We start from the raw sequence: 19,313 nt of genomic DNA, 5'->3' as shown, positions 1-19,313 counted from the left end.
ATGTGCCCCCATCAGAGGAAAGTTCCCATAGGGGTAACCTCCACACCATTTTCTTCTAAAGCAGTTTTGATAGTTTGTGCAAATTTTACCGCTTCCAGATTGTCCCCATGAACACAAATAGTGTCTACTCTTACTGGTAACAGACTTCCATCTATAGCTTCAACAACTCCTTCCTTGATCATCCTTAGTACTCTGGCACAAGCTACCTCATGATCATAAATCATTGCATTGGGAAGTTTTCGAGAAACTAATGTCCCATCTGGGTTGATGTTACGATCGGCAAAAACTTCGCATGCAAATCTCAATCCAACTTTTTCTGCAGCACGTTGCATTGCTGTGTTTGCCATACCAACACATATTAAATTCGGATCAACTGACGCAATGGCTTCGGCCACAGAAAGGGCAACTGTTTCATTAACCGCCGCCATATTGTAAAGTGCCCCATGAGCCTTCACATGTTGTAACGCAATTCCGTTAACTTCTGCAAAAACTTTAAGAGCACCAATTTGGTAAATTACATAATTATTTATTTCTTGTTGGGTAAGATCCATATTTCTCCGGCCGAACCCTAATAAATCGGGAAAACCGGGGTGAGCTCCAACAGCTACATGGTGTTCTTTAGAAATTTTAACTGTTTTATCAATAACCATGGGATCCCCACCATGAAAACCACACGCGATGTTAGCTGAAGATATAAACTTCACTACCTCATCGTCTATCCCCACCCGAAAACTACCAAAACTTTCACCCATATCACAACATATATCAATTTTCAAGGCGCCGCCCCCTATTGGTTTACTATTCGGACCACTGGTTTATTTATAATATATTCTACATATTTAAGTAAAATTCCTTCTAGACGTAAAAAAATTTTTTGTGTTAAAATTGTTATAGTTGATATTTTCGTAACAAAGGAGATTTTATATGAGCGGTGATAATACAGTTATAAAAGCCTTAAAGTTATTAAATTACTTTACTACTGATCGGCCTATTATTGGGCTAAATGAACTTTCTCGCCTTTCGGGTTATCCTAAAGCTAGTGTATATCGTCTACTTTGTGCACTTGAAAAATGTGGTTTTGTAACTCGGAGCAAGGAATATGAATCGGATCGTCGTTATCAACTGGGTATTAAACTGTTTGAATTAGGAATGCAGGTTTATGAGAATATTGAATTAAATAAGGTCGCTCTTCCGTTTATGAAAGAATTAAAAGATCAAATAAATGAAGCAATACAACTCGTAGTAAGAGACGGAGATGAGGCACTTTACATTGAAAAAATTGATCCTGATCAAGTATTTCGGTTGTATACCGCCAAGGGAAGACGGGCTCCTTTGTATGCTGGGGCAAGTGGGCGAGTATTGCTTGCTGGTTTGGCTGATGAAAAAATAAATTCTTTGTTAGATAAACCACTAAAGAAGTTTACTGATAAGACTCCGGTGTCAAAAGAAGAGATATGGGAAAAAATACTTTTCATACGTAGAAACAAATTTTCTATTAGCAAAGAAGAATTATGGCCAACTTCCATGGAAATTGCCGTACCAATTTATGACCAAACCTGTTCAATTATTGCTTCATTAAGCGCAGCTGGCCCGATCTTTCGTATGACAGAAGACAAAATTAACTTTTTTGTAGAAAAGCTACAACAATATGCGTCGTTAATTTCCCACCAATTAGGTTTTATCGAGAAAAAACGATAAAGAAACAATATGCCGGAGAATTTAAAGAGCAACTGCTAAATGAATGTCAGGAAGTAGGATACTTTCTTTAGTCGGTTTAACACCGGAGATTTATACTTCGATTAGGGAACATTCGCATTATCTTATTGAATGAGATTTTTGTCGTTTTAGTAAAAATTGATGGTTCAGCATATGGAAGGGTGCGAAATGCGGGTTTTATAGACTGTCGCCAGGAATTTGCTCAATAAAAGGGCCTGACCCCAACCTGTTGACAAAAAAATTGAGTTCCATCGTTATGATGAAACTCAATTTTTTTGGTTATTCCTCTTTTATAGCTTCCGAGGGGCAGTTCTCCAATGCTTCTCTTGCTTCGTCTTCCGCGTCGGCGGGCACTTCGTCTACTGTTGATTGAGCTTTACCGTCATCGTTCCAGTCAAAAACCGCCGGGCAGGTATCGATGCAGAGTCCGCAGCTGATACATAAATCCTGATCTACATATACCTTCAAGGATAAAACCTCCTCAAAAAGTTTTCCTTGACTATTTTACCACAATCAGGTGGGCTTATGCAAAGGTTTTTTTCAAATCTATCTATATTTTTTGCTCCGCTACTTTTATTTTTCCGTTAAAATATCTTGTTTTGCTATAAAAGTAGATAAATGCTGCAGCGGCGGCCATTATACCTATGGGATACGATACCGAGGTGGGAAGGCCGAAGCCCTCCGGCGCCTGGAATATATATGTCACACTGACGGCCGTCATGAATGTAGCAGGTATTGTGGCAATCCAATGCAGCTTGTTTTCTTTTACAAGATATACGGCGCCTGTCCACAACATTATCATAGCCAGCGTTTGATTCGACCATGCAAAGTATCTCCAAAGAATGTTAAAGTTGATTTGAGAAAGTATTATACCAACAGCAAACAGCGGTATTGTTATTTTATACCTGTTCACAATGGGCTTTTGGTCCAGTTTAAGCATTTCCGAAATGGTGTACCTTGCCGCTCTAAAGGCAGTATCGCCTGAAGTTATGGGAAGCACCACAACGCCCAGTATGGCCAGTATTCCTCCAAAAGCTCCCATCATGGCAAAAGATGCTTCCTTTACCACCGCTGAGGGGCCTGCAGGAGTTGCCAGAGCCTTGGCGAGGCCTGCCGTTCCGCCGTAGAAGCTCATGGCGGCGGCAGCCCAGATGAGGGCTATTATGGATTCGACTATCATCATTCCATAGAAAATAAATCTTCCTTCTTTTTCATTTCTTACGCAGCGTGAAACTATAGGTGATTGTGTGGCATGAAAACCGCTTATGGCTCCGCAGGCTATGGTGATGAAAAGCAGCGGCCAGAGCGGCGCTCCCTTTGGATGAAGATTTGCAAAGGTGAGTTCCGGTATTTTATAACCTTCAAATAATAAAGATCCCCCGATTCCAATCGCCATTATCAGCAATATGGCTCCAAATATGGGATAAATTCTCCCTATAATCTTGTCGATGGGCAGCAGTGTCGCCAGAAAATAGTAGGCAAAAATTATCCATACCCACACATTTTTTGTTAAAACCTCAGGAGTAAGAATCGCCAGCAGACCCGCAGGACCGCTGACAAATACCACACCGACCAGCACAAGAAGCACTACGGCAAATACGTTTACAATGATCCTGCTCTTTTCGCCAAGATACTTTGCAGCCAGCTCAGGCACATTGGCGCCGTTATTTCGGAGCGATATCATGCCCGACAGGTAATCGTGTACAGCCCCGGCGAAAATGCCTCCGAGCACTATCCACATAAAAGCTGCCGGTCCCCACAGCGCCCCGGAAATGGCACCGTAAATAGGCCCCAGGCCTGCGATATTTAATAGCTGGATAAGGGCGTTGCGGTACTTATCCATAGGGACGTAGTCAACACCATCTGCCACCGTATAGCAGGGTGTCTTTCGATTTTCATCGGCACCAAAAACTTTCTCCACAAGGGCGCCATAAATGACATAACCCAGTATAAGGACGATAATGGAACCTATAAATGAAAACATTTAAAAACCCCCTTCTATTAGTTCCGCCAAAGCGGACCTTTCTTAATTTTATTTTAAATCAAAAACATACATTATTGTCGATTTTTGCGCCGAAAGGCAAAAAAAAAGACCCGGGCGGTCTTTTCACTATCTTAAACGGTAAAAACTCAAACTTAAATTTCAAACATTTCCCTTATTTCTTTGGCATGCCTCCTGCTGACCGGGACCTCATCCTTTTCATAGCCTTTGATGGACAGGATGAAGGTGCCGTTAAACCACGGGATAATCTCTTTCACCTTGTCAAAATTCACCAGGTAACTCTTATGGGTCCTAACAAAATCAGGGCTTCCTATCTTTTCCTCCAGTTCCGAAAGAGTATAGGGGCTCAAAAATTCCCCTTTTTCAGTCTTTATTTTGCTTCCCTTTTCGATGGCTTCACAATAGCATATTTCCTCAGGGCACACCAGGTAAATCCTGTCGTTTTTCCACAGTGAAAGCTTGCTGCAGGCTGTTTTTCTGGTCTTTTGAAGATATTCCGAAACCTTGAGTGATTCCTGTTTCTGTTTTCTTTCCCCGAATACCTCGAAGAGCCTTTTTACGGTTTTATCCAGCCTTTTTTCCGAAAAGGGCTTTAAAATGTAATCCAGGGCATTTATCTCGAACGCTCTGACAGCGTACTCATCATAAGCCGTAGCAAATACCACCACCGGTGTCACGCCTTCCGAGAATACTTGCCAGGCCACCTCAAACCCATCCATGTCGGAAAGCTGGATATCGAGAAAAATAACATCGGGTTTCAAAGTCAATATTTTTTCGATGGCTTCCTGCCCTGAGGAAGCCTCACCGATAATTTTTATTTCAGTATAAGATTCCAGCAGATACCGGAGCTCCTCTCGGGCCGGAGACTCGTCATCTACCAGCAGCACTGTAAATTCCACTATCGTTCCTCCCTGCTTTTTGCGTGGGAATGAAAAATTTCACTTCCGTACCCATATCCGGTTTTGAAGATATGACAAGACGGCTTTGGCTGCCGTAAAGGCTTTCAAGCCTGCCGTTGACATTGCAAAGACCTATTTTATCGCGACAGGCTGAACGGGAGAGCACTTTTTCGGCTATGCTTTCTTCCATACCCACGCCATCGTCTATCACGGATATTTCTACACCTTTTTCTAAATTCCTGGCACTGATGCGGACCGTCCCTCCGTTCTTTTTGGGTAAAAGCCCGTGTTTTATCGCATTTTCCACCAGAGGCTGCAGGATGAGCGGCGGTACCAGGATGTCGATTCCCGCCTGTATTTCAAAAATCGCCTTCAATCTTTCGCCGAAGCGCGCCTGTTCAATGGCAAGGTACGCCTTTACATGTTCTATTTCCTGTTCCAGGGGCACCAGGTCCAGGCTCATGCTCAAGTTTTTCCTGAAGAAGTCACTTAAATCTATGAGCAGTTCCCGGGCTCTGCCCGGGTCCTTTCTCAAAATTGATATGATTGTATTTAATGCATTGAATAAAAAATGAGGATTGATCTGAGACTGAAGTGCCTTGAGTTCGGCTCTGGCCAGAAGTCTGGACTGATATTCTGCCCTTCCCAGTTCCAGTTGGGTTGAAAACAGCTGCCCCAGTCCTTCCGCAAGCTTGACATCCACGCTGGATATGCTATTTTCACGGTTTTTATACAGTTTCAGGCTTCCTATAACATTTTCCCCTTCCCGTAAGGGCACTATGACGGCAGATTTCAACGGGCAATTTTCATCGGGGCATTCTATTTCCGACCTGGATGAGGCCACCTGGCACTCACCGGTGGCCAGAGCCCTGCGGGTGGCCTCGGTAAGAACTTTATGCCCTGGTTTATGATGGTCCTCACCGGCTCCAATGTGGGCAAGAATCTGCTTTTCATCGGTTACTGCCACCGCATCGAAATCGGCCTTTTCGTAGATGATCTTTGCAGTTTTATATGCAGACAGTTCATTCATGCCCCGTTTAAGGTAGGGCAGTGTCTCCGAGGCTATGTCCAGAGCAAGCTGCGCCTGGTAAGCTCCCGCCCTTTCCTGCTCCTTGAATATATTTTCCACAATCACTATGAAGATGGCTATACCCGCCGCATTAACCGCGGTCATGGGAAACCAGATGACCTTGACCAGTTCCAGAGCCGCATTAAAAGGTCTGGCTATAGCGAGAATAATAACCATTTGTAGAAGTTCAAGAGCCACGCCTATCAAAAAAGCTGTTGTCCATTCCACTCTGCCGTGTTTTAATTTTCTATGAATTAATCCCGCTATGGTGGCTTCTGTAAAGGTTGACACCGAACAGGCCACAGCTGTAAATCCGCCTATATCTATGGCCCAGCGATGAAATCCGGCAATAAAACCGGACAGGATTCCCACAAAGGGTCCGCCCAGCAGCCCCCCGATAATGACACCCACAGCCCTGGAGTTGGCTATGGCACCGTAAATGGGTATGCCCAGATAAGTGCCCAGGATGCCGAATGCCCCGAAAATTGCCGAAAGTATCAGCTTGTCTTTCAGGGATACTTCATTCTTGAGTATCAGGTTTTTAAAGGGCCTGTTTCTTGACAGCAGGTATGCAATCACTATAAAGAAGCCCAGCCTGTTAACAAGATTTATGAGTATAGAAAGAATCATGTTTTCATCTCCTGAAAGCCGCCATATATTATAACTTCTATATTAAATATATCACATTATGACAAAAGCAATAAATCCATTTTTATCCGGGTATTGTATTACACCGTTTGTAAATCCTGAAGCCTGCCCTGCGGCAGGCTTCGATAGGTTTATTTTTACATCCCCACGGTTGTTTTTTTATTCTTTCCGGTCAAAACACCATAGGTTTGAATAATGAGAAGTATGGCCAGAATGAACAGCAGCACCGCAAATACTACCAGTAGATAATTGCCTGTAGCTGCATTGGCCTTGATGAGGAAACCCAGTGCTGTCAGGGTTACGGCAAACATGAATATCATTGGAATGATGAGCATGCTGTTGTTTTTACCCGCATTGGCCAGCCAGGCCGCCACCGCCAGCAAAGCAATAGCCGCCAGAAGCTGGTTGGCCGCGCCGAATATGGGCCATATGACCTTCCAGCTGGTGAAAGCCAGGATTACCGATGCCGCAACAGTTATTAAAGAAGCTACGAACCTATCACCGAAGAACTTTGCTGCGGGACTCCCTACGTGCCCCTTTTCACCTGCTTCTGAAATATTTTCAAAAAACTCCTGGAAGGCAAACCTTCCCAGCCTCGTGGCAGTATCCAGAGTTGTCATGGCAAAGGCTGAAACAGCCAGAGCGGCAAAGGTCTTGCCTATGGTAAAATTAAGCCCGAAACTTGTCATAAAAGTACCAAGGCCATCGGCAAAAACATTGGTGGGACCACCCTTCATCAAAGCCGCAAACTTGTCTTTAGCCAGATATGCGGCAGTTATTATGGCTATAGTCGCCAGTACTCCCTCTATGAGCATGGAACCGTATCCAATAAGTTTCGCATCTCCTTCCCTGTCAAGCTGCTTTGCAGTTGTACCGGATGCTACCAGGGAATGGAATCCCGAAATGGCACCGCATGCCACGGTCACAAACAGCATCGGGAACAGGTACTGGGTTCCCACTTTAAAGCTGGTGAACGCCGGCAGTTGTATATTTGGGTTATACAACAGTATACCCACGATGCCACCGATCATCATGCCGTAAAGAAGGAAAGAATTCAGGTAATCCCTGGGCTGAAGCAGTATCCATACGGGCATAACAGAAGCCGCAATAATGTAAATAGATAAAATAAAAATCCATGTGGTTTTTGCAAGGGATAATGGTGCGTAATAACCTATGACAATACAGAGAGCCAGGATTATAACACCTATTACAGTACTTACAGTAAGAGACGCGTTCCTGCGATATACGGCGAAACCAAAAGCCACCGCCAGGGGTATGAATAATAATGACGCTGTGGCCGCCTGCGGTGTTGACACAAATGTATCGGCTACTATATTTGCAAAAGCTGCGACTATGAGCACCAGGGTCAGCCATGAAAACAACAGGAACAGCCTCTTCCCTGTCATACCTACATTTACTTCGATAATATCTCCTATGGATTTTCCCTTATGCCTGAGAGAGGCTATCAAGGAACCAAAATCATGAGCCGCACCGAAAAATATGCTGCCTATTACAATCCAGAGGGCCACCGGTACCCACCCGAATACGGCGGCCTGTATGGGGCCATTTATAGGGCCAGCCCCCGCTATGGATGCGAAATGATGGCCCAGTAATACAGGTGCTTTTGCAGGAGCATAGTCGATTCCATCATACATGGTATGGGCAGGCGTTTCACGTTTAATATCAAGGCCCCATTGTTTTGCAAGCCAACCGCCATACGCTGTATAGGCTATCAGGAAAAGTATGATTGCACCAATCAGTAACATTATACCACTCATTGTTATCCCCCTTTTTCTTTTTTTATTAATCTAACCGGGAGGTGGCAGGACAGGTTCAAAATCCTTGATCACCTCTCTTCCTTTTTTATTTGCCACAACCCTGTCAGAAACTCCATCCACCCCGATAAGCCTTATGTCACACCACCCTTTTATACCAAAATTAAAATATCGGGTGTATTTATATCTGTTTATATATTTTTCGACCTTCGGATCTATACCGTTTTCCGCTATAATTACCCCCGTCAATGTAGTGCACATGTGTGTGGTATCGGGTTTTACCAGATTTTCTATTTCACCTTTCATCCATTCGGTGAAACCCTCTATATCTTGCAATTCCAGAGATGCAAAGCTTTTTACAAAACGGTATTCATGGGCTTCATACACGTCCAGCACATCTATGAAAAAAAACCTTTCATTTTTAACATGGAATTCCGTATATAGGTCCAAAATCATGTCACCAATTCGGTGATTCCTATAAACATCGAAAAATTTTCTATGCCTTTTCTCCAGAATATCAAGATATTTATCCGGAATCATACTTTTTTCACTCCGCACTTAGCCGAATATTTTATATATTATTAAATATATTATACGTCCGAAAATATAAATGTTGTTAAATATCACTTTTAACGGTATAAAATTCATGCTGAACGGTCTAAATTTATCCCCAAACGGTAATTTGAGGAAATTGATTTCCATATTCCTATACCTGACATTATATGTTATAATTGATTATTAGATAAAATACAGCTATGAATCGGGGGTACTTTTCTTGCAAAACGCTCAAAAATCTCTCTCTACCGGCACTATTAAGAGGGGACTGCTGGCCGGTATTGATGTAACCTGGCAACTGGCACGGATCGTCATACCCATCTATTTTGTTGTTACTTTTTTAAAACACACTCCTGTGCTCGACATTATATCCGGCTTATTTTCACCATTGATGAGAGTTTTCGGTTTGCCCGGAAAAGCCGCCATTGTCCTTGTTTTGGGCAATGTGGTCAACCTGTATGCGGCCATCGGAGCAATGGTTTCCCTTTCCCTCACTTTAAAAGAAATCACCGTACTGGCCATCATGCTTTCCTTCTGTCATAGTTTGCCTGTGGAAACTGCCCTGGCAAAAAAAATAGGCCTTTCAGCCATCAATGTCATCGCCGTGAGGGCAGGACTTGCAATTTTGTCGGGGATAGCATTCAACCTTATATTGGGGTGAGTCAGGGGACGGTTCTCTGACTCACCCTGACTCATTAGTTACTTTCTATGGAGGAACTGAAATGGTTGATATTTTAAAGGAAGCTGCAGTGGGCAGTTTCATGTCGGTAAAACAAATCGCCACTATTGTAATCCCGCTCATGGTATTCATGGAAATATTGAAAGACATGGGGATCCTGAATAAAATTGCGGACCTCTTTTCTCCTGTGGTTAAAATATATGGCATGAAAAAAGAGTCGGGATTTCCGCTGGTGATAGGAATCATCATAGGGCTATCTTACGGAGCCGGTGTCATCTTTCGGTCATCCCGGGAAGACAACCTCCCAAAAAGGGACCTTTATCTCATTACTTATTTTCTGGTTTCGGCTCACGCAGTTTTTGAGGATACGGCCATATTTATGGCCCTTGGTGCCAGCGGCACACTTCTCCTTATAACCCGCCTTCTGGTGGCGGCATTTTTTACTTTCCTTGCTTCCCGGCTTATAAAGAACCAGGACGAAATAATATCACAAAAAGTAGGGTGACTAATATGAACAAACAAGGCAGAAACAGCTTCAAGGTCATTAGTTTGCCAAAACTGAATGGCTTAACTCCCACTCTTGAATCCACTGCTCTGAAGCTTATGGAGGAAGCCGGAGAGCTGGCTCAGGCCATTGGCAAATTCCGGGGCCGGAGCGGTGAAAAAATTAGGATGGAGGAAAAAGAAGCGGTGGACAGGATGGCCAGGGAACTTCTAGATGTGGCCCAGGTGGCCGTTTCCATGATGTTCGTGCTGGAAGAAAATTATAACATTGACCTGGAGGAAAAGATTGAGCAGCATATCCAGAAATTGAAATCAAAGGGATATTTATTTTAGTGCAAGCGAGATGGTTCTCGCTAGTTCTTTTATTTATGTGAGCTGGAGTTCGTTTACCGTGGCGGCAAGATTTTCAAAAAACTCCCGGTTGGTCTTGGTCCTTTTCAGGCGGCTGATGAGTGTCGAGGCAGCTTCCACAGTATCCAGCGGTGCCAGGGCTTTTCTCAAGACCCAGACCGCTTCCAGTTCATCTTTTGATAAAAGTAATTCTTCCCGGCGAGTACCGGATTTTTTTATGTCTATGGCTGGATATATCCTGCGCTCGGAAAGTTTCCTGTCCAGATGGATTTCCATATTGCCGGTGCCCTTAAATTCCTCGTATATGACATCATCCATGCGGCTACCGGTCTCCACCAGAGCCGTGGCAATTATGGTGAGGCTTCCGCCCTCCTCAATATTTCGAGCTGCCCCGAAAAATCTCTTGGGCTTGTGTAGGGCGCTGGGGTCCAGCCCGCCGGATAATGTCCTGCCGGTAGGAGGAACCACCAGGTTATTGGCTCTGGCCAGGCGTGTAATGCTGTCCAGCAGGATTACCACATCCCTCCTGCTTTCTACCAGCCTTTGGGCCCTTTCCAAGACCATATCCGCCACCCTCAGGTGGTTTTCGGGAAGTTCATCAAAGGTGGAACTTACCACTTCGCCATCCACGGAACGCCTGATATCGGTGACCTCTTCAGGCCTTTCATCTATTAAAAGAACAATTAGCTGCACATCCGGATGGTTTTTAGTGAGGCTGTTGGCGATTTTTTTAAGCATCATGGTCTTGCCTGCTTTAGGTGGAGAAACTATGAGGGCCCGCTGGCCCTTTCCTATGGGAGAAATGATATCTATGATCCTGGTGGAAAGGTCCTGGGGGTCATTTTCAAGGGTTAACCGGGGTTGGGGAAAGATGGGAGTCAGCGAGTCGAAGTGGAAACGCCCCACTGCATGTTCCGGATCCAGGCCATTGACCTCGGATATCTGCAGTATGGCCCTGTATTTTTCCCCTTCTTTAGGAGGCCTTATTTTTCCGGAAATCATATCACCCGTTCTTAAGTGGAAGCGGCGGATCTGAGATGGAGATATATATATGTCATCATCTGACGGCAGGTAATTTTCAATGCGTAAAAAACCATATCCATCAGGTAGAACTTCCAGGACGCCTTCGGCCATAGTATCCCCGGGTTCTTCGGCCAAGGTCTCCATGATCTTGATTATGAGTTCACGCTTGCGGTACTTGTAATATCCAGGTATCTTTTTCTCCTTTGCAATTTCATGTAGTTCAGCTATGGTTTTCTTCTCAAGTTCTGTAATTAACAAATTTTCACTCCTTTTCTTCTGACGGAGTTATGCGGGAAAAGCTGATAGGTGTGGTTCTATCAAAGATTATGCGCACGGAGGGGAAAAATATTCACCCGAAAAAAATTTTTAAAAAAGGAGACCCACAGCCGGGCCTCCTTTTTATAGATACACCGAGGAGGATTTGCCTTTTGTTAGTTATTATACCATTTATATCTTATAACGTCAATATTTGATAAGTTTGCATTATCGGGCCAAATCTAAATTACTCCTGGCAATTCTATAATAAATGTTGCCCCACGGCCTTCTTCAGACTCAAATTTTATTGTGCCTCCAAAACTTGATATAATCCTTCTGGATATGTATAAACCAAGGCCTGTACCACTTTCTTTCGTGGTAAAAAAAGGCTTGAAAATTTCGCTCATATTCTCTTTCTTTATACCGGTTCCATCATCCTTTATCTCCGTTATTACCGTATTGACTCCCGAGTATACATTTATATAAATATTTCCACCTGATGGCATTGCATCAATGGCATTTTGAATGATATTTATGAAAACCTGCTTTAACTGGTCCGCATCTATATAAACCGGGATTGTTTTTTCATCTGCCTTAATATGACATGATATACCCTTTAAATCAAACCGGGGTTTAAATAGTTTGATGATTTCTTTTAACATTTTATCTATAAAAATATTATCATACTTTTTTCTCTGCTCTTTTGTCAATGCCAGAAAATCATCTACGAGCTTGGCCAGGCGGTCAAGTTCATTGACCATGATTTTCGTATATTCTCTTCGTTTATCGTCATGCATCAGGCTGCTTTCAAGAAGCTGCAAAAAACCCCTGATGGAAAAAATGGGGTTTTTTATTTCATGGACAGCACTGGCGGCCAGTTCCCCCATTACTGTCATATTTTCCAGCCGTGATATATTTTTACGAAGCTTTTCAAGCTCATTTTTATCTTCATAAGTTATTATAGCCCCAAGTTTACCACCGGAATCCTCCACCAGAGAAGTAGTGACATCAAAAACGAGAGGCTCTTTTTCATCATGATCGTCACTCTCATTTTCAAGGTACACCACATGTTTTCCTTCTTTGACCAGAATCGGCGGATCCTCACTGATGGTATGTATATTATCCGTGAACATTTCCTCAAATGCTTTGGCATATTTCACGAAATCATTGGTCCCATCCCGGAATCCTTCTCCCATCTGTCTTCCCCTCTCGATGCCAGATCTAAAGTTGTCGAAAGTTCTTCTAATACACTTTTCAATTCCTCCATATCAAAAGGTTTAACAAGAAAACCGGAGGCTCCCTCTCTTCTGGCCCGGTCTATATACTCCATATCGGAAGAACCGGACATAAAAATGGCGGCCACATCGGGTTTTTCCTTTTTTAAATGTGCCAAAAGGGTGAAGCCGTCGATTCCCGGAATGGTCATGTCGATTAGGGCTATATCTGGCTTCTCCTGATGCACCATTTTTAAAGCGTCCTTGCCATTAGAGACCCCAAAAGTCAAATATCCCGAAGAGCTAAGAGCTTCCAGCAACATGGTCCTTACCCATAGCTGGTCGTCCACAACCATCACCTTGCATCTTTCCAAGGACTTCTATCCCCCTTTATCGGCAAATCTTTATCTACGCCATATACTTTCTCTAGCTTTTGAATTCACCACCCCCAGAATAATCGGATAAATACAATTAATATTATTCTATACAAACATAATTTTTCCTTCTTTCATCTATGATTTATTTGCAATTTTAATAAAAATATGTTTTATATACTACTGTTCATACCGTATGATAACAGGAGTATATCGGTCATCATATATTTCCAGGGACTTGATTTTGACATGCTCCGGGATTCGGACACTTCCTTTTTTAACCGGGTATGCCATACCATTTATAATGATGCTGGTGTCCACCGGTTTGAGGGTATCTTTTTCCCGAACGGTGATGCTACCTCCAGGTATTACCTGCACCAGAAGTTCCCGGTCCTGCACTCTGAGCTTTACTGGAATCCAGGATGATTCATTCCCGCTTTCATCTTTTACAGCAAGATATCCTATAAAATTTGTTCCGCTTTCGGGCACATTTATATTCAGTTTTACCTTCCAGGACATCCCCGGTGGATGCGCTGTCAAAGGGTCTTGAACAGCAATGTCCTTACGGTCCGTCAGAACCTGTCTTTTTATCCTGAACTCGGCATTACCTCCGGGGATGGAAAAACCATCAATATATGCGATATATTCTCCCGGCGACGGCCTTACCATCTTGATTTTCTCCTCTGCCACATCGACTCTTGCCGAGGACGCGACTTCCTCATACTTGCCGGTTTTATCGTTCTTCTTATACAGGTAAAGGTCCACATCTCCGCTAAAAGTCCCCACGGGCTCCACTTCAATATTTAGGCTCATGGCATCCGGTGGCACCGTAAAAGCCGGTCCGGAGGTAAGTTCTCCCTGCTTTACCTCTACCTGATTTGACACGATATCCCGGGTTTCTTCTGCCAGGCCGAATCCTATCACATGTCCCCGAAAGGCTTTGTTGCCATTTTTCAACAATATTTCCCGGGAAATTTGTTTTTGTCCCTTTTTAGCGGACAAAGTCACATAGTCACTTTCGGTAAAAGCTCCCGATGCTGATACTGACAGGTTATAGGACGTCCTGTCCGCTCCAAAATCGGACAAATTGTAATCAGATACTACCACGACTTCCCATACTCCCGGAGCCGGATTTTTTGCCGTAAATGCCACTCTATCCCGTGAAGCCATATAATCCGATCCGGCATAATCTTCAAACACCTTTTGCCCGTCAGGAGCGTATATGTAAAAAAGGCCCCGACCGATAGCATTATTTTTTTCCTTCAATATAGTAAGGCTGAAATTCACCTCAGACATTCCCGGTGCAGTTTTGAAAAAGTAGCGGTACCACCTGGCGGGCAGCAGAGAATTTTTAAAGCTCATAGAATCGGAACTTGCCAGGTTATATGGCACCACTGCTGTGGTGATAAAGTCTACCGCAGGACTCTCACCTATTTTTAAATATCCTGCTGTCCTGGCAGTGTAAAGGCCGGGTTGTTTCGGAAAATCATAAGAAAGCATTATCTCGCGGGGTTTACCTCTGGGAAGAAGCACATAATCTTTGTTCAGCCTCACCCAGCCCGGATCTGACTCCAGTTTCAATTTCAAAAGAGAATCGGACAGGTTGGTCAAAAGTATGCCTATCTTACCCGCAAGTTTATTTCTTAATAATACTCCACCCTTATACCCCGGGCTTTCCGGCAGCTTGATTTCCACCTGCCGGATGTTAAGATCTTTCAGGCTGTTGTTTTTCAATATATCCCATGATTTAACAACATCTATCAGGCCATTTCCCTGTTCTACCGGAGCATAGCCATCTATCTTTCTTGCCCCCTTCTCCAGGGACTTTTTTAAGGCTGCAGCAGAAACGGATATGCCTTCCGTCCGGGCTTTCTGCAGTAATAGTGCAGCGCTGCCTGATACAAAAGGGGCAGCCATACTCGTGCCGTCCATTAAAAAATATCCCCCGCTGTCCCATCTTGCCACTGTGGAAACAGCACTGGAGGGAGCCACCACCGAAGGTAAGGGGGAACCGCTGGAGGCCGGGCCCATGCCCGAAAAGTACCACAGGGTTTCTCCAGGAACCTGTGCATTGTAGTTTATATTCCAGAGAGCAGAGGACATATAGGCTCCCACCGTTATAACACTTCCACTGTCGCCGGCATCGGCGGCAGTGGAAAGGCCTGGTCCCGTATTTCCCGCTGCCATTACCACCAGTGTCTTCCTGTCAAGCGATATTTTTTTAAGAAGTCTGGACTGTGCCATCTGCTCTTCTCCGGAAGATGATATATTGCCTATACTTATGTTTATAATGTCGGCGCCGTGTTTTTTGGCGTAATCCACCGCGCTGGCGATGCTGTCCCAACTTCCATCTCCCGAGGAACCCAGAGCCTTTATGGCCAGAATTTGCACACCCGGGGCGGTACCCTTTAGGGTCCCGTAGGCACCTATTATCCCCGCTACATGGGTGCCGTGACCATTGCCATCAAAACTCAGCCTTACCAAATCTCCTCCGGGACTTATTTCCGAAACCACAAAAGACGATTCTTCAACATAATCGGTGTCGGGGTTATCCTTACCAAAGTTCGCCCATTGAAATCCTCTGTTGTATACTTTTAAGGGTTTGTCATCGGTAAAATTGGAATTCAGGTTGCCATCCACGTAGACGGTATCGTATATTCCCGGCAGTATGGGATCTGTGATCAGCACACCGAAGGAATCATTGTTGTCTCCATCCCTGTTCAGGTCCTGATTTATGTATCCCCTCTCGTTGAGCTGGCTTTCCTTCAAAAATCCCAGATGAAATTTTCCGCTTTTGGATATTATCCCGGCCACATTAAATTCTTTGCCTTCAACTGACACGGTATTTCCCCCGGCAGCTACGGAATATTTCGTATCCACACGACCCTCATCGGTGAAATCCGCATAATCCACTATCTTTATATTTCCTTCAGGTGTCTTTTGAAGGTCGGGGTGGCTGACATCAACTCCCGTGTCTATTACTGCCACCTTGATTCCACGGCCATCAGCGCCTGTATTTTCCCTGAAAACATCCGCTCTTATAACTCTCAGGGCTTCCTTCATTCCCGCATTTACATCAAAATTTGCCTCTTCCTGGGCATGCACCTGAACAGGTGATAACAGCATTAAAATTATGATTATTATTTGCAATTTTCTGAGCATGGTAATCATTCCTCGATATATTTAATAAATTCCACTTCTTCGTTATTTACTATTACAAAAACCTTGTTCCCATTTAAATCCTTTATGTCCGTTTTTTCCTCTCCTTTATAGGCTGCCGCGTCTGGAGACAACCGGAATGTCACAGGACTGCCATTTATTGTTATATTTATTTCTCCCGGTTTATCATCGGCTATCGTAAGCAGACCAAAGTAGTCATATATATATCCTTTTTTAGCAGCTATAGCCGCCAGGACTTTTGCCGCTTCAGCCCTGGCAGCCGGCCGGAGGGGCTCGAACCGCCCCTCCGGTGTGCCTTTTACTATCCCTTTTTCGACGGCAGCAGCTACATAGGGTGCGGCCCATACTGGTATCCAGGACCTGTCCCTGAATTTTTCAAGTACCTGCTGGCTTTTTTCACCATCATTGCCTTCCTTCACATTAAAAGCCCGGAGGAGCATCGCCACCATTTCGGCCCGATTTATGCTCCTGTCGGGATAGAAGCGACCACCTTCGCCTTTCACTATGCCCAGTTCCCATGCCTCTGTTATATAACCCGCCGCCCAGTGTCCGTCAATGTCGGAAAACGCTCCTGAATAATTTTGAATTTCCCGAGCGTCATCCCCATATCCCAGGGTGGTTACAAGCATTTTTGCAAATTCTGCCCTTGTCACAGGTCTTGCCGGAAAGAACCTGGCCCCGGCTCCGGTTACAATGCCCCTGGCGAAGAGCATGGAGATTTCACTTTCCGCGAAATTGCCCTCTATGTCAGAAAGCCTCTGGGCAAAGACATATTCAGGATTTGCAGCAATGCTGTAAATCAATACCAGCATGAATGCAAATGTCAATAATGACGGTCTGTTTGAGGCTTTTGGAGTCTTCATGGCTCATCCTCTTCTCAGTTGGAAATGGTCAGATCTATGATGGTATCCGCAAAAAACAGGCCGCTGTCATATTTCCCTGTGGCAATTACCTGGTCTCCTTCGTAAATCCTGCTAATGCTTATTTTACTGGAACCTTTCATAAATACGGTATCGTCGGTGTAGTGGATTTCCTTTGAGGTTTTGGTGCCATCCGCATTTTTTACGCTTATTACTATAACTTTTGCATCTTTATGAATGTATAGCACCGTGCCTTCAATCTTGTCCTGAACCTCCCGGGTGGTGACATCGATGCTCACAGCATCATCGCCTTCTACTTCCATGTCAAGATAATATCCGGCCCGCAGGTCATATACGGTTATTTCCTTTCTGTCTTTTACTATTTCAGTATCGGGGGTGATATTGAAGGTGTAATCCTCACCTTTTTCATCCGTTATGGTTACCGCTGGTGTATCCGATATGGTTATAACTTTCACCGTGCCGCTGATATCCCTTTTTACGCTCTTTGCACTTATTTCAACAATTTTGTTGTATTCCAGGGTAACGTCAACTTCGTCACCTTTTCTAAGGTCCTTTATGTCGGCAGACCTGCTATTTTTCCTTATATCCGCATCTTTATCCAGTTCAAAATCTCTATTATTTCCATCTTTATCTTCTATAGTGATCAAAGGATTTTTTCCTGAAAAGCTGATGGCCTTGATGGTGCCGCTGACCTCTTTTCTGGCGCTTTCGGCTTCTATCTTAACCACCTTGCTTCCGGCGATGGTTATGGTGGCCATGTCGTCAGGTATAAGATCTGAAAGTCCGGCGCTTTTTCCGTCTTTTTTGACACTGACATTGCTGCTTATGGTGTAGCTTTCCCGCTTGCTGGTATCCTCATTGTCTATGATAAGGATGCTGTTTGTGGAAGTAATAATGGACCTTAAAATACCTTTTATCTTTTTCTCAATATTTTGCGCTTCAATTTTTACTATGTCCGTACCTATCACATAAACTTTTACCGGCTGCCCCACGGCAAGGTCGCTCAGTAAAGCGGTTTTGCCGTCTACGTTAATTTTAACATTGTTCTTTAAGGACAGTACTATATCCGTGCCGCCGGATTTTTCCATAGTTAAAATACTGCGGGCAGTGTCTATATCTTTAATGGTGCCTTCCATGGGGGTTCCCTCAGATACGGTGGAAGTCTCTTTTGAAGTTACCTCCACGTAAGAAGCCAGCTTAACCCCCGAAGTATCGGGAATGATTCTAACATTATCTCCCACTTTTATGTCATTTAAAGCAATCTTTTTCAAAGAACCTTTATCATCTTCCTTATATATGGATGTGGAGGTGTTGACGTTGTATGTTTCAAAACTTCCGTTTGAAAGTTTAATCATTATTGATGGAAGAAGTAGTGCGTCTACATCCTCTACAGTACCGGCCACCATATCGGTGTTGTCCATTTTCTTCGAAAGGTTGCTTAATAGGGTGGCGGCCTGAGCCCTCGTCAGTTTGTCATTGGGTTTAAAACTAAAGCGGCCGTTGGCTTCCGGAAACCCTTTTATTATGCCGTTCTCCACGGCAACCTGTACATAAGCTCTGGCTTCCAGCGGAATGGCATAGGTATCGGTGAAGGTCAGGTCCACGTTTTTTCTGCTCTGAACTTCTTCCTCCAGACCCAGAGCTTTAACCGCAAAAACCGCTACCTCGTATCTTTTAGCCGGATCTTCTGCCCTGAAATCCTCCAAATCTTTGCCTGAAATTATACCTTTTTCCACGGCTTCGGCCACATACCCCCTGGCCCATATAGGCACGGTGAATGCTTTGGGGAAATCAGCCGGAAGATTTTTACCTTTGGCTTCCTCCTCGAGACCCATTAGCCTTATAATCATGGTTACGATTTCATCGCGTTTTACACTGTCATCCGGGGCAAACTCTGTTCCGGCGGCATCCACACCTTTCACTATACCGAAAAGGTACATTTTTTCTATGTAAGGTCTTGCCCAATCATACTTTGATGCGGTTATATCTTTAAACTTCAAATTCACCGCAAAGGCCTGGCTGAAACTCATCATAGTAAAGATTGCCGCAATAAGCACCACCGAAAAGACTTTTTTTGATAAAATTCCCGGTTTTTTCATGGGTTTCCCTCCGCTCATCATAAATTCTACTTTCTATATTCTACATGTAGAGGATATATCCTTCTTTTTTTGCAAAAAAGGGCGGTATT

General features: G+C 44.1%; 17 protein-coding genes. 4 read left to right on the top strand and 13 right to left on the bottom strand.

Translation table 11 applies throughout. From position 1 onward, the window contains the following. Positions 1-11 precede the first annotated feature (11 nt). Positions 12-776, bottom strand: coding sequence for a LamB/YcsF family protein (locus D2962_RS01980; protein ID WP_122013945.1), 765 nt, complete (start codon positions 774-776; stop codon positions 12-14). Positions 777-924: 148 nt separating this feature from the next. Between D2962_RS01980 and D2962_RS01975 the strand changes: the two genes are divergently transcribed. After that, positions 925-1,698 (top strand): IclR family transcriptional regulator, encoded by a 774-nt coding sequence (locus D2962_RS01975; RefSeq protein WP_122013944.1) that lies wholly within the window; start codon positions 925-927, stop codon positions 1,696-1,698. 297 nt (positions 1,699-1,995) lie between these two features. Here D2962_RS01975 and D2962_RS01970 read toward each other — a convergent pair whose 3' ends face one another. The 6 genes from D2962_RS01970 to D2962_RS01945 form a co-directional block, all read right to left on the bottom strand. Next, the gene (locus tag D2962_RS01970; protein WP_120767805.1) at positions 1,996-2,184 is read right to left on the bottom strand and encodes a ferredoxin; all 189 of its coding nucleotides are present in this window, start codon (positions 2,182-2,184) and stop codon (positions 1,996-1,998) included. Between the two features lie 82 nt (positions 2,185-2,266). After that, positions 2,267-3,700 (bottom strand): carbon starvation CstA family protein, encoded by a 1,434-nt coding sequence (locus D2962_RS01965; RefSeq protein ID WP_122013943.1) that lies wholly within the window; start codon positions 3,698-3,700, stop codon positions 2,267-2,269. A 152-nt stretch (positions 3,701-3,852) separates the two neighbouring features. After that, positions 3,853-4,617 (bottom strand): LytR/AlgR family response regulator transcription factor, encoded by a 765-nt coding sequence (locus D2962_RS01960; RefSeq protein WP_120767807.1) that lies wholly within the window; start codon positions 4,615-4,617, stop codon positions 3,853-3,855. Further along, the gene (locus tag D2962_RS01955; protein ID WP_174232490.1) at positions 4,589-6,316 is read right to left on the bottom strand and encodes a sensor histidine kinase; all 1,728 of its coding nucleotides are present in this window, start codon (positions 6,314-6,316) and stop codon (positions 4,589-4,591) included. Before D2962_RS01955 ends, D2962_RS01960 begins: the two co-directional genes overlap by 29 nt. A gap of 155 nt (positions 6,317-6,471) precedes the next feature. Then, on the bottom strand, positions 6,472-8,112 hold the full coding sequence (locus D2962_RS01950) for a carbon starvation CstA family protein (protein WP_120767809.1): 1,641 nt from the start codon (positions 8,110-8,112) through the stop codon (positions 6,472-6,474). A gap of 30 nt (positions 8,113-8,142) precedes the next feature. Next, positions 8,143-8,649: a DUF8052 family protein gene (locus tag D2962_RS01945; protein ID WP_122013942.1), complete on the bottom strand. Its 507-nt coding sequence runs from the start codon at positions 8,647-8,649 to the stop codon at positions 8,143-8,145. Between the two features lie 235 nt (positions 8,650-8,884). Between D2962_RS01945 and D2962_RS01940 the strand changes: the two genes are divergently transcribed. The 3 genes from D2962_RS01940 to D2962_RS01930 all read left to right on the top strand — a co-directional run bounded on the left by D2962_RS01940 (position 8,885) and on the right by D2962_RS01930 (position 10,180). Next, a complete protein-coding gene (locus D2962_RS01940) occupies positions 8,885-9,325 on the top strand; it encodes a nucleoside recognition domain-containing protein (RefSeq protein ID WP_122013941.1) in 441 nt (146 codons plus the stop codon). 61 nt (positions 9,326-9,386) lie between these two features. Further along, positions 9,387-9,848, top strand: a complete 462-nt coding sequence (locus D2962_RS01935) for a nucleoside recognition domain-containing protein (protein WP_120767811.1) — start codon at positions 9,387-9,389, stop codon at positions 9,846-9,848. A 5-nt stretch (positions 9,849-9,853) separates the two neighbouring features. Beyond that, on the top strand, positions 9,854-10,180 hold the full coding sequence (locus D2962_RS01930) for a MazG-like family protein (protein ID WP_122013940.1): 327 nt from the start codon (positions 9,854-9,856) through the stop codon (positions 10,178-10,180). 33 nt (positions 10,181-10,213) lie between these two features. Here D2962_RS01930 and rho read toward each other — a convergent pair whose 3' ends face one another. The 6 genes from rho to D2962_RS01895 all read right to left on the bottom strand — a co-directional run bounded on the left by rho (position 10,214) and on the right by D2962_RS01895 (position 19,224). Then, positions 10,214-11,479 carry a transcription termination factor Rho gene (gene rho / locus D2962_RS01925; protein WP_120767813.1) on the bottom strand — a complete coding sequence of 422 codons (1,266 nt, stop codon included), beginning with the start codon at positions 11,477-11,479 and terminating at the stop codon, positions 10,214-10,216. Between the two features lie 239 nt (positions 11,480-11,718). Beyond that, positions 11,719-12,672, bottom strand: a complete 954-nt coding sequence (locus D2962_RS01915) for a two-component system sensor histidine kinase NtrB (protein WP_120767814.1) — start codon at positions 12,670-12,672, stop codon at positions 11,719-11,721. Beyond that, entirely contained in the window at positions 12,633-13,064 is a 432-nt protein-coding gene (locus D2962_RS01910; protein WP_120767815.1) for a response regulator, read from the bottom strand. Before D2962_RS01910 ends, D2962_RS01915 begins: the two co-directional genes overlap by 40 nt. Positions 13,065-13,244: 180 nt before the next feature. Then, positions 13,245-16,226, bottom strand: coding sequence for a S8 family serine peptidase (locus D2962_RS01905; protein ID WP_122015703.1), 2,982 nt, complete (start codon positions 16,224-16,226; stop codon positions 13,245-13,247). Positions 16,227-16,231: 5 nt separating this feature from the next. Further along, complete coding sequence (locus D2962_RS01900) at positions 16,232-17,107, bottom strand: S-layer homology domain-containing protein (RefSeq protein ID WP_122013938.1); 876 nt, start codon at positions 17,105-17,107, stop codon at positions 16,232-16,234. A gap of 14 nt (positions 17,108-17,121) precedes the next feature. Continuing rightward, on the bottom strand, positions 17,122-19,224 hold the full coding sequence (locus D2962_RS01895) for an S-layer homology domain-containing protein (protein ID WP_162991058.1): 2,103 nt from the start codon (positions 19,222-19,224) through the stop codon (positions 17,122-17,124). Positions 19,225-19,313 lie beyond the last annotated feature (89 nt).

The sequence above is a fragment of the Biomaibacter acetigenes genome (genome assembly GCF_003691585.1).
GTDB classification, from domain to species: domain Bacteria; phylum Bacillota; class Thermosediminibacteria; order Thermosediminibacterales; family Tepidanaerobacteraceae; genus Biomaibacter; species Biomaibacter acetigenes.
The sequence above is the reverse complement of the archived record's forward strand: the minus strand, read 5'-3'. Positions and strand labels throughout refer to the sequence as shown.